Source organism: uncultured Arcanobacterium sp. (assembly GCF_947253055.1).
GTDB lineage: Bacteria > Actinomycetota > Actinomycetes > Actinomycetales > Actinomycetaceae > Arcanobacterium_A.
In genome coordinates this window covers 1-11,694 of the sequence record NZ_CAMXYE010000044.1, presented here as the reverse complement: position 1 = coordinate 11,694, position 11,694 = coordinate 1, and the positions used below count along the sequence as shown (strand labels likewise).

The window sequence follows — 11,694 nt, the reverse complement described above, 5'->3', positions numbered from 1 at the left end:
TGGCAGAATGCGGATCAATCACGCAGGCTGCCTATGAACTTTTTACTAGCCAACCCAGCCTTACAAAATCTGTAGCTGCCCTGGAACATGAATTCGATACGAAGATTTTTCTCCGCACTCCGCACGGTGTACAGCTCACAGCAGATGGAAAAGAATTCCTCCGGCACGCCCGCGAAATAACTACCTCGGTAGCTCATATGCGATCTGCGCTAGATAATAAAGATGCCGCCCGCATACAGCGGCTTAGCGTAGCCAGCCAACAATTCGATTTCATTTCAAAACTTTTTTTAGATGCTTATCTGCGCAATAAAGATAATTCGCTGCGTTTTAATCTACAGCAGACTAATCGCAGCGAAGTAATAGAAAATGTGACAGGCGGAAAAGTAACTTTCGGAATTTTAGTGCGTACCGCATTGGACGATAAAACTTTCATGTGGCCAGCTGATATCCGCACTCTCGAAATTACCCCACTAGATACTGGCCCTATATACGTATGCGCCGGCCCGCAATCTTCTTACTATAATGCAAAGGCCGTACCGCGCAGCGAAGTGGAAAAAGGTAGCCTGCTCACTTTAGATATGCAGATTAATGATTTTTCCCGCAGCTACTCTCCCACTGATCAAGTCGTCGCCTTTAATTCAATTGCGGCTTGCCAAGATTTTCTCAACCACACCGATTCGCTACTTTTTGTATCGAAGTGGACGCGCGGTTGCTTCTCTGCCCCGCTGCGTTGTATTCCCGTATCTCCCAGCTCCGACGTCGAAACCGAACTTATTGCGGTACGACGTCGGAGCGAAGAGCTTTGCACAGTAGAGCAAGAATTTCTCGAACTTCTGCGCATGTATTTTGCTTAATTATTCGCGGCTTGCCGAGCTCTACTAAACTCTGGGATAAAGGCAAGCGCGCCGGTAATCAGCAGAGAGCAAAGGCTTCCCAGCAGGAAAATTAACGTATAGTTGCCGCCCCCGATTGGGGTAATTATCCAAGTAGGAATGGCGAAAGCACCCGCCATCTGTACAGTAGAGATAAGCCCGCCGGCGGCACCTACCGACTGCACGGTCACTTCCGGCAGCTGTGAAGGCCCAGACATAATTACCGTCATTGCCATGGCGAGAGAAATTCCGCCCAAGCAGAGGAAGAGCATAAATACCGGGTTAGGCGCAGTAAACCACGCGAGGAAAAGGCAGATGCCTCCCGCTATTCCGCTGCTGAGAATTACTGGTTTTGCTAGACCACGCGAAATTTTCAAAGCTATAGGCGTGCCCAAGCTGCCGAGTAAAGAGCCGAGCATAATAGCAGAAGCAGCTACTCCCGCCTGTGCCGGCGTCATACCTTTATCAGCCTGTAAGCCCGTCGGCAACAGCGAAGAATACGTCATATTTGCGGCGGTAAAGAAAGCCATTCCCGCTCCGAGCAGCCAGACATGCGGCAGTTTAATTGCGCTCGCTAGTCCAGAAATAACCGAAGCGGCCCGCGGCGGAGCTTCCACTCCTTCTGGGCGATCTTTAAGCAAGAGCACCCAGAGGACCAAAACAGCCAACATGATGAAAGCTGATACCCAGAATGCCTGGCCGTAGGTGGGGAATAACCGCGCCACCGCCATGCCGATAGTCGATCCAAGACCGCCGCCAGCCATGAAAATTCCGAAAGCTAGCCCTAAAGATTCTGGCTTAAACCAAGCACTTAAAATCTTCGGAGAATTTGCCATTGCGAGCGTGCCGGAAGCACCCGAGAGGAACATGCTAAAGAAGAGCATCCCGTAAGAATCTGCCCAGATGCGCAAAAATGCACCCAGAGTGGCCACTATTAGCGCCGCCGCCAGTACTTTTTTCACGCCAAACCGATCGGCAAGAGTACCGCCCGGCAAGCTAAAGAGCACACCTACAATCATCGGAGCCAGCACAATGCCGGCAATATTAGGAGCAGCAAAACCTAGATCTTGGGCAATCTCTGCTCCCCAAGGGGCCACCATGAACTGGGTAAAACCGCCAACGAAAACGGTCAAGCTCACAACCCCTAAAACTACCCACCTATAAGATGACTCGTTTTTCATATATAACTCATTCCTGAAGAAGCCTCCGCTCTGGGAGGTAAATGGAAAGCGGAGGAGCGGAAAACCGCTCCTCCGCAAATTTGCCAATTAGCCGCGCAACACTTTCCGTGCCGTAGCAGCGATTCCCTGCCCATCCATGCCGTAGTAAGGGTAAAGCTCTTCCGGATATCCGAAATTCACGAACTCATCCGGAATACCAATCTTGGTAAGCGGAGTATAGATTCCAGCTTCCATCAGCACATCTGCCACGATGGATCCCAATCCACCGAGGATATTGTGATCTTCAATAGTCACGATGGCGCCAGTCGAGCTGGCTGCCTTGCAGATAGCCTCTTTATCGATCGGCTTAATCGTATGCATATCGAGTACGCCAATATCGAAGCCCTCTTTCTCCAGCTCTTGTGCAGCTTGGATAGCTCCACGCACTCCCATGCCCGTAGCAATAAAGGTCAAATCTTTTCCAGCTTTAACTTCTATTGCTTTTCCAATCTCATATTCCAGATTCTCATCATAGACGATTGGCTCTTCACCACGGGGAATCCGGATATAAATCGGTTTATCATAATCCAGAGATGCCCGCAGCAGTTTCCGGCATTGCACTGCGTCTGCCGGCGCAATCATGGTCATATTCGGAATAGAATTCATAATTCCAAATTCCACGATTGTATTGTGCGTGGGGCCATACCCAGAAGAAATACCCGCGTGCGTACCAATTAGACGCACTGGATAGTTGTTGTAGGCCACGTCGTTATGAATCTGATCCAGGGCGCGCACACAGAGGAAAGGCCCAAAGGTTTGCACGAATGGAATATAGCCCTCTTTAGCTAAACCAGCAGCCATCGTCACCATATTCATTTCGGCGATTCCCACGTCCAGTACTCGGTTCGGATATTTGCGCATTAGCTCGCCCATCCGCCCGCTCTGGATAGTTGCGTCAGAATTAATATAAGCGACCCGCTTATCTTCCTCGATCATATCGAGAATTTCTGCCGTCATCGTGCCCTTGGATTCCATCATGGCACCCATATCACCAGAACAAAAATTAAATCCTGCCATTATTTATTGCACCTCCGCCAACCGTTGCGCCGTGTATTCATCAATTTGTTGCAATGCCAATTCCAGATGCTCATCATCTAGTCCACCGATATGCCAGGCGACGGGGCGATCAGACATGAACTTAATACCCTGCCCTTTAATCGTGGAGCAAATAATTACATTCGGCTTGCCCTGTAAGGTAACTTCCGGCAGCTCCGAAAGCGCCGTATCGATTTCGCGCATATCAGCGCCGTTTATTACCCGCGCATTCCAGCCAAAAGCCCGGAAACAATCAGCTAAGCCTTCTGGCCCGCCTTTTTCTCCCCAGTGCATATTTTCGCCGGCTTTGAAAGCGGCAGAAGCATGGTTGTAATCAACTACTGCCACGATATTATCTAGCCCCTTGGAAGCCGCATATTGAATGCCCTCCCAGTTCGAGCCTTCTTCCATTTCGCCGTCACCCAGTAGGGTAAATACGCGCGATTTAATATCTCTATCCCGATTGGCGGTGGCGATTCCACAGCACCAGGAGAGTCCGTGCCCTAGCGAACCAGTGGATACTTCAATTCCCCGCACCGTATTGTGGTTGGGGTGGGCACCGAAGGGGTGACCAATCGTATTGTAGGTATCTAAAAGTAGATCCCACTCATACATTCCCATATCGCAGAAAATGGTGAAGAGTAAAATCCCGTTGTGGCCTTTACTCAGAATAAAGCGGTTCCGCTCTGGATCGTCTAGATTATCCGGATCAAACTCCAAATATTTGTAGTAGAGAGCTACTGCTACATCCGTGGCGGAAAGTGGTCCGCCGATATGCACATTTCCAATACGCCGGGTACCGAGAGCGAGCTTACGGCGAATCTCGCCAGCTTTCTCTACCAATTCCGGGACGCTGTCGATTTTAACTACAGACATCTGTACTCCTTTTTAATAAATTGAATATCCGCCATCGATCGGAATATTTATTCCGGTGATATACGATGAGGCATCACTGGCCAAGAAAAGTAAGGTACCTTGTAAATCGCCGGTAAGCCCGAAACGTTTCATCGGCACTACTTCTAGACACATATCATGCCCTTGCTCGGTCATTACTCCTTCATGAATTCCCGACCACACATAACCGGGAGCGATGGTGTTTACCCGGATATTGTAGGGAGCTAAAGCAGCACCCATGTACCGCGCTAGCTGCGAAATAGCTGCTTTAGTAGCGCCATAGGTGTATACAGGAGAAGGTCCGCCGCCAATGAAGTTAGCGTTGTAACCCGAAAGTGAAGAAGTGAAAATAATGGATCCGCCGTGCCCGTGCTCGCGCATTATCTGCTGCGCCATTTGCCCGGTAAGATGTGCACCCGTCAGATTCACCGCGACGGTTTTGTTCCAAACCTCTAACGAGGCATCAACATCGTCACCCATCATGCAGATTCCGGCATTGATATGGGCAATATCTATGGTGCCCATCTTTTCCACTAAATCTGCCCGCAGTTTTTCTACTTGTTCTGGCTGGGAGACGTCACAGTAGAAAGGCTCTACCCGCACCGAAAATTTCTTTGCCAGCTCGGCAGCTAATTCATCTATATGCTCCCGGGCAGCAGGAATATCTACTAGGGCCACATCCGCACCAGCCGCTGCCCAAGCAGCTGCAGTGTTGCGTCCGATGCCGCCACCGCCGCCCGTAACCATACCTACTTTTCCAACTAAGGAAAATTTCTTATATATATCAAAGTCAGGCTCTCGCCATGCATCTTTAACATAACGATCGTAAAACTCGGCCATTTTCCAGCCATCCTCTCGCCATTAAGATACTGCTCAAAAATTTTCTGAGCCGCTGCATCTTCTTTAATGCATCACTTTCACCATAACGAAAGAAAAATGTGAATTCTAATACATATTACTTATGGCAAGGGTATTCTAAAAAAGAATACCCGCAGAATATAGCCGAAAAGTCGGCGTAGAAGCACACCCTCACTTGATTAAGTAACTTAACTATTAATATAATTAACTACATGGATAAGGATATCACAGCTAATTCCGCCCACTCTGCGGAACTAAACCAACTCATCTTTGAGTTACACCGTCTCATTTTCACCTCGCACGATTTAATCAACCATTATGCGGCAAATCTGGGGATGCACAGTAAAGACGGCGAAGCACTGCTGCAAATTTGGCAAGCAGAACTCCTTAACCGCCCGCTCTCTCCTTCGGAACTCGCCGAGCAATTACATTTAACGAGAGCCGCCGTCACTTATCTCACTGAAAGACTCGTAGAATCCGGCTACATATACCGCGAAACCGATTCGAAAGACCGGCGCAAAACAGTGCTGCGCATCTCTGAAAGTGGTGGAAAAATCGGCCACGATTTTACTGCTCCGATGCAAGAAGGTCTAAAGGGATTATTCGCAGAGAGATCCAGTGAAGAATTAGCTACTTTCTCTAGCATGTTGCAGGAGTTTATGGGATCTCTTACCCGCACTTATCATTTCGAAGACTAATTCATTTCAAAAATTAATTTTTATCGCACTATAGAAATTAGAAAATCATGAATACAGAAAATTTTACTGCCCCGAAACACTGGGGTTTAGTACTAGCGCTCTATCTTGCCGGCATCGGAATGGGTGCACTCGATATGGGGATAGTGAACCCGGCTCGGACGGTAATTCAAAACGGCCTCGGAGTAGATGACAAAGTGGGGGTGTGGATATTCACTATCTACACTCTGGCCTATGCCGCCGCTATTCCGGTTATTGGAAAAATTGCCGATATTATTGGGCGGAAACCAGTATATGTATTGGCGATTGGCCTATTTGGAATCGGCTCACTCGGCTGCGGGCTCGCCCAAGATTTTTCTTCTCTTCCCTTGCTACTCACTTCCCGCGCCATTCAAGCAATCGGCGGGGGCGGAATGGTTCCGGTGGCCACTGCAGCCGTCGGCACCACCGTACCACCCGCTAAACGCGGCATGGCACTCGGACTAGTAGGAATGATCTATGGAGTAGCTTCGGTCTTTGGCGCCTCCGCTGGTTCGTTAATTTTAGATATTGCCGGGCAAGCAAATTGGCAGTGGATTTTCTACATCAATGTACCTATTGCACTTCTCGTGGTGGTGCTGGGAATTTGGGCACTCCCCCAAAAACTGGAAAACTCGGCTCGCAAACTGGATCTCCCGGGGATATTCTTCCTCGTCATAATGATTACTGCACTGCTCTGGGCTTTCCAAAATCTGGATTTCACGCAAATAGCTACCTCTGTACAAGATAAAAACGTCTGGATCGGTTTCCTAATATTTTTAATATTAATACCAGCATTTTGGATTACCGAAAATCGCGCCGAAGATCCCATTATTAACTTTAAGTACTTCGCCACCATAAATATGACGACCACCTTGCTTTTCGGAGCCCTCTCCGGCATCTTAATGATGACGGTGATGTTTATTCCACAGTTTGCCGAAAATTCTCTCCGTTTACCTGCTGGAGCCGGTGGTTACCCGACCATAATTATCGGCGTTGCTTCTGCAATAGGAGCGCCTATCAGCGGGCGTCTCACCGACCGCTTCGGTCCGCGCTTAATTTTGGGATTAGGCACCGCTATCGCCGCCGCCGCTGGCTTCCTGTTAATTTTCTGGGCAAGCCCTTATCCTGGTCTTCTATCTACTTCTATCTCTATTTTTGTAATGGGTCTCGGATTAGGATTCCTCATGGGAGCTCCGCTCACCTACTTAGTACTACATCTAGTGCCGGAAACTGACGCCAATTCGGGGCAAGCTACCCTCTCACTAATTCGCTCGCTCGGAATCACGCTCGCTCCTGCAATTCTAGTTGGGTTATTGGCCACCGCTCTAGGCGGACTTTCCGGAAAAGTAATGGCTGCTCTCCCGGAGATGCCGATGCCACCCGCCGCCGCAGTATCTAGCTCCGCTACGCCTACCGATTCCACTAGCTCTCCGCTGGCGGCAGATTCTCTGCCTGCAGAAAATTCAGGGAAAATAGCGGAAAATTCCGAAAAGAAAATGGCGGGAGCGATGCCTTCCAGCTTCGAAATGAGCGATTTACCAGAATCTTTACAGCACAAAATCAAGACAGCCGATGTGACCAACGTGGTAGATCGCTCTAAAGAATTGGCTGATTATATATTTACGAAACAGGAAATGCAGATGCAGGAAAAAATGGGGTCGATTCCATCGACTTTTGCAGCTGCCCATTCTCAATATCTGGCAGATATCGAGAATAATCGCGCGCAGATAGAATCAGCATTCCAGCTTGGGCTAAATGAAGGATTCGTCCGTCTCTTCTGGTTCTACACTCTGCTTTCCCTCGCGGGAATTATTCTGCTAGCAGGACTTCCCAGTAAAAAAGAAATCACCGCAAGAATAGCGGAGGAATCTAGAGTACAGAGAAACTAGCAGCTCCGTTTATTTAAGAAATCCGCGACTACTGCTGCAGGCTGATAAGAGGCCTGCGCCCCCATGCGAGTGGCAGCTAAAGCCGCTACTCCACTAGCAAGGCACGCTCCGCGCGTGAGAGATTCACCCGCTGCGAGGGCGGCTAAAAGAGAACCCATAAAAGCATCTCCCGAGCCGGTAGTATCCACGGCAGTTATGGGGAAAGCTGGAATGGCCACAAAAGCACCATTTTCCAGCACTAAAGCCCCCTCCGCTCCGAGCGTCAAAACTGCACGCTCAAAGCCGAGGCCTTCCAATGCGGCCTGCAATTCTTCGTGGTTGGCGGGATTGATTGGGCCACCCGTTAAAACTGCCAATTCATGCTCATTTACAATCAGTACATCGACCAGTTTTAATAAAGACTCCGAAACGGTCGTGATTGGCGAATAATTCAGTACCACCTCTACACCTGCCGCATGTGCGGTACGTGCCGCCGCCTGCACCGCCTCGAGCGGAGATTCTAAGCACAGCCCTAGTACCCGTGCACTCTGAATCACCTCTGCTTGCGCACTCACCTGCTCCCCCGTCAAAGCAGCATTAGCTCCAGCCGAGTAAACGATGGTATTTTCCCCTTGCGCATCTACGGTAATAAGTGTCGAACCCGTAGGATGGTCTACGCGCGCAGTTCCCGAAAGATCCACTCCGGCATTACGCAAAGATTGATAGAGTAAATCACCGTGTGCATCTCTTCCGAGCACTCCAATAAAACTAGTTTTTGCGCCGAGCAGGGCACAAGTCACCGCTTGATTAGCCGATTTTCCGCCCGGCAGAGTCGCCAGCGGGCCTCCGGGGACGGTCTCTCCCGGGCGCGGCAAGCGCGCAGTTTCTACAGTTAAATCCGCATTAATTGACCCAACTACCGCTACAGGATTACCTAGCAGAGCGAGTACTTCCCGCGCAATAGTTTTAGTTTCTTCAATATTCATGATTTTTCCCTTCGCTGGCTGCCGAAACGGCTCACCAACTATTTCCGGTAGTACTAGTTTCCGGTAGTACTAGTTGAGAAGTTACAGTTTTTATAAGTGGAGCGCCCGTATACCCCGCTATTCGTTGTTGAAGGATCTGCATCCCCAAATCAGCCATTTCCGCGATTTTTGTATCGATAGTAATCAAAGTAGGAATGGCAGCCGAGAGCCAAGCGAGGCGATCGAAGCTCACAATATCTACGTCCACTCCGACTCGTATTCCCCGGCTACGCAAGCCTTCAATGACGCCCAAGGTAATCACTCCCGCAGCGCAGAGCACTAAATCTGGAATGCTTTCCTGTATGAGTTCCGCTATGGCTTTTTCGCCCGATTCTTCCTGATAAGCGATATTGACCGTGCGAGTTTTTACCCCAATATCACCCAATCCCTGCTGCAGTAAACGCTGGCGAATACGGCCAGTGCTAGTGGTATACGGACCTGAAATCACCACAGCGGAGGTATAGTCTCCGTTTTTTAGATACTGCATCAACTCAGTAATGGCTTGAGTATCATCTGCAACAACTGTATCTACGTTTTCAACATCCAGACTGCGATCTATCGCCACCGTTGGAATTTCTGCTACGTAGCTACGCAAGATACTTGTAGGTGAACCAGCGGGAGTCAACAGCAACCCATCTACGTGTTGCTCCAGCAAAGCAGCTACCGCTTGCTCCTGTTTGAACGGATCTTCCCCGCCATTACAGATCATAATCCGCAAATCGAGAGCACGCGCCTTTTTCTCGATTTGATCGGCAAGTTGGGCAAAAAATGGATTGACGATATCTCCTACCACCACCCCGACTATGCCGCTTTTCCCAGTGCGTAAAGCTTGGGCGCGCGCATCGCGGCGATAGCCGAGGTGACGAGCAGTAGAAAGTACCTTCATACGCGTTTTTTCCGATACCTGCGGGGAATTGTTGAGGCAACGCGAAACTGTAGAGATATCGATATCCAATTCCTGAGCTATATCTCTAATCGTGACGCCCATTTTCCTGCCCCAACATCCCTGTTGCAGATATTTTCGCTATACTTTCTGAGTTTTTATGCAGCTACTTTCGCTCCCGGTTTTGGAATCAGGAACGAAGAGAGCAGAGCTAGACCCAATAGAATAGCGCCGGTAATAATCGCAGCAAGATGGCCTCCTGCCGCTCCCCCGAAGGAAGTCATCACCGCATAGAGAATTGCGAAAGACATCCCCGCACCTAGGTTAAAGGCACCCGCATTTAATCCCGGCAAGTAGCCTGGATTATCTTCTGGGGAGAGCACAATTCCCAAGCCGTTTAAGACGATATTTACCGTCCCTGCATAGGCGATGCCGGCAAATAGCGAGATTCCAAATAGTATCCAGCCGTTGATATTAGTCATCAAGAGTGCCAGAACTAGAATCGCTGCTAAAGACCCCACTAAACCAATGCGCAGCACGAGGCGATACCCATATTTACCGGCTAAAGTGCCAGCAATCGGTCCCATTGCCAAACCGGCTAAAGCATAAGGAGTCAAAGTCCAGAACGAAACGACATCTGCTCCGATACCGGCTCCAAACTCAGCGTTTTGTGCAATAGATGGAATAATGCCATTCATAATGGCGAAAATTCCCGTCATAGTCATAGTAGTGGTCATTAACAATGCCCAAGTGCTCCGAGAACGCAAATACTTAGTGCTGACCAGTGGCGCAGCGGCATTATTCTCCCGATTCCAGAAAGCGACGAAAAATACCGCAGAAACCAGCGCCAGGACGATTACTAGTATCCAGTTCGCATCTGCCAACTTGGCAATCTCATTAACTGCCGTCAATAGCGAGCCTACCGCAATCACTAGGGTAATAGTGCCCGGCCAATCCATACGCTCTGGATTAGGTACCGTGGATTCATCACACAAGAAGTGGACGAAAACAACGGCAATAACTGCAACTACCGCCATGGTCCAGAATACGGCCTCGAAACCAAAGTTTTGGGCTAGCCAGCCGCCAGCAATTGCGTCGACACCTGCAATGCCACCATTTACAGCTGCAATGATTCCCATCAGAGTGCCGTAGCGCTTCGGATCGGGCACAGCGACCCGCAGCATAATTAAACACAGCGGAACCGTGGGCCCAGCAACACCTTGGGTAATACGCCCAACGAAGAGGAGCGCCACCGAACCGGTAACTCCGGCAAAAGCAGAAATTAAACATCCGACAGCGGTCAAAGCCAACATAGAACTCAGCAGTTTCCGCCGTCCAATCATATCTCCCAAGCGAGGCAAGAATAGGCTAAAGAGTGCAGCAGCCGTAAAGAATACGGTTTGCGTCAAACCAATCGTCGCTGCATTAGTGTTCAGCTCTTTTTCCATAATCACCAAAGCCGGCGAAAGCATAGAGGCGTTGAGCTGGAAAGCAAAACACGCTGCGAGCAACGCAACCATTATTCCAACTATGGAACGTTTTTTAGTGTTGGTATTGGCATTCATTATGCTAAATCCTGCTGGATGCGATCAATGGAATCGATTACCATATCCCAGAACATATCAAAATCTAGCTTAGTAGCAGCGCGAGTATGGCAGTCCGGACCAGCTGGAGCGCGGAAATCTGCCACCGTCATACCCACAGTGAGATCACCCTTCAGTTCCACATCTATAGGTACCCGCACAGTTTCCATTACGTTCGGATCGATTAGGTAAGCGACGGTACAAGGATCGTGTACCGGCGGGAATTCAAATCCTTGGGCATCCTTATAGGCCTTGCGGAAGAACTTGAAAAGATCGAGGGTGAAATCGGCAACCGGCCCACCAAGATCACGAATCTTTGCCGTTATTTCATCGGTGGCCAGTGCTTGATGGGTCAAATCCAAACCAACCATCAGCACTTCCCACGGCTCATTAAATACAATATGAGCTGCTTCCGGATCTACCTTGATATTAAATTCAGCTACTGGCGACCAATTACCCACATGATAACCGCCGCCCATCAAAACTACTTCTTTTACTCGCTCAACGATTGCCGGCTCTTTCCGCACGGCCATTGCGATATTAGTCAAAGGCCCCGTCGGTACTAAAGTGATTTCCCCGGGCTCATGCGCCATTATGGTGTCGATAATCAAATCTACTGCGTGCTTATTTACAAGCGGAGCTGGCTCGGGCAGTACTACCCCATCTAGCCCGCTATCGCCGTGCACATCCGGAGCCACCTCTACCGGCCATACCAATGGCCGAGTACAGCCAGCTGCAAT

11 protein-coding genes are annotated in these 11,694 nt (G+C 49.5%); 3 read left to right on the top strand and 8 right to left on the bottom strand.

Annotation, left to right across the window (positions count from 1 at the left end; all coding sequences use genetic code 11):
- Positions 1-854, top strand: an 854-nt coding sequence (locus Q0X35_RS04105; RefSeq protein WP_297565823.1) for a LysR family transcriptional regulator, incomplete at its 5' end; no start/stop codon positions are given.
- On the opposite strand, the gene Q0X35_RS04100 is transcribed toward Q0X35_RS04105, so the two are convergent.
- The 4 genes from Q0X35_RS04100 to Q0X35_RS04085 all read right to left on the bottom strand — a co-directional run bounded on the left by Q0X35_RS04100 (position 851) and on the right by Q0X35_RS04085 (position 4,861).
- The gene (locus Q0X35_RS04100; protein WP_297565820.1) at positions 851-2,011 is read right to left on the bottom strand and encodes a nitrate/nitrite transporter; all 1,161 of its coding nucleotides are present in this window, start codon (positions 2,009-2,011) and stop codon (positions 851-853) included. The genes Q0X35_RS04105 and Q0X35_RS04100 overlap by 4 nt on opposite strands.
- Before the next feature lie 129 nt (positions 2,012-2,140).
- Positions 2,141-3,109, bottom strand: coding sequence for a transketolase family protein (locus Q0X35_RS04095; RefSeq protein WP_297565817.1), 969 nt, complete (start codon positions 3,107-3,109; stop codon positions 2,141-2,143).
- Positions 3,110-3,112: 3 nt separating this feature from the next.
- Positions 3,113-4,003 (bottom strand): transketolase, encoded by an 891-nt coding sequence (locus Q0X35_RS04090; RefSeq protein WP_297565814.1) that lies wholly within the window; start codon positions 4,001-4,003, stop codon positions 3,113-3,115.
- Between the two features lie 12 nt (positions 4,004-4,015).
- The gene (locus tag Q0X35_RS04085; protein WP_297565811.1) at positions 4,016-4,861 is read right to left on the bottom strand and encodes an SDR family oxidoreductase; all 846 of its coding nucleotides are present in this window, start codon (positions 4,859-4,861) and stop codon (positions 4,016-4,018) included.
- A gap of 230 nt (positions 4,862-5,091) precedes the next feature.
- Between Q0X35_RS04085 and Q0X35_RS04080 the strand changes: the two genes are divergently transcribed.
- On the top strand, positions 5,092-5,577 hold the full coding sequence (locus Q0X35_RS04080; RefSeq protein ID WP_297565808.1) for a MarR family winged helix-turn-helix transcriptional regulator: 486 nt from the start codon (positions 5,092-5,094) through the stop codon (positions 5,575-5,577).
- Between the two features lie 47 nt (positions 5,578-5,624).
- Complete coding sequence (locus Q0X35_RS04075; protein ID WP_297565805.1) at positions 5,625-7,484, top strand: MFS transporter; 1,860 nt, start codon at positions 5,625-5,627, stop codon at positions 7,482-7,484.
- On the opposite strand, the gene Q0X35_RS04070 is transcribed toward Q0X35_RS04075, so the two are convergent.
- From Q0X35_RS04070 to Q0X35_RS04055, 4 genes are all read right to left on the bottom strand, one after another.
- Complete coding sequence (locus Q0X35_RS04070) at positions 7,481-8,452, bottom strand: ribokinase (protein ID WP_297565826.1); 972 nt, start codon at positions 8,450-8,452, stop codon at positions 7,481-7,483. The genes Q0X35_RS04075 and Q0X35_RS04070 overlap by 4 nt on opposite strands.
- Before the next feature lie 28 nt (positions 8,453-8,480).
- Positions 8,481-9,476 carry a LacI family DNA-binding transcriptional regulator gene (locus tag Q0X35_RS04065; RefSeq protein ID WP_297565802.1) on the bottom strand — a complete coding sequence of 332 codons (996 nt, stop codon included), beginning with the start codon at positions 9,474-9,476 and terminating at the stop codon, positions 8,481-8,483.
- A gap of 53 nt (positions 9,477-9,529) precedes the next feature.
- On the bottom strand, positions 9,530-10,936 hold the full coding sequence (locus tag Q0X35_RS04060) for an MFS transporter (RefSeq protein ID WP_297565799.1): 1,407 nt from the start codon (positions 10,934-10,936) through the stop codon (positions 9,530-9,532).
- The coding region (locus Q0X35_RS04055) for a nucleoside hydrolase (protein WP_297565796.1) at positions 10,936-11,694 on the bottom strand (759 nt) is incomplete at its 5' end. The genes Q0X35_RS04060 and Q0X35_RS04055, both read right to left, overlap by 1 nt.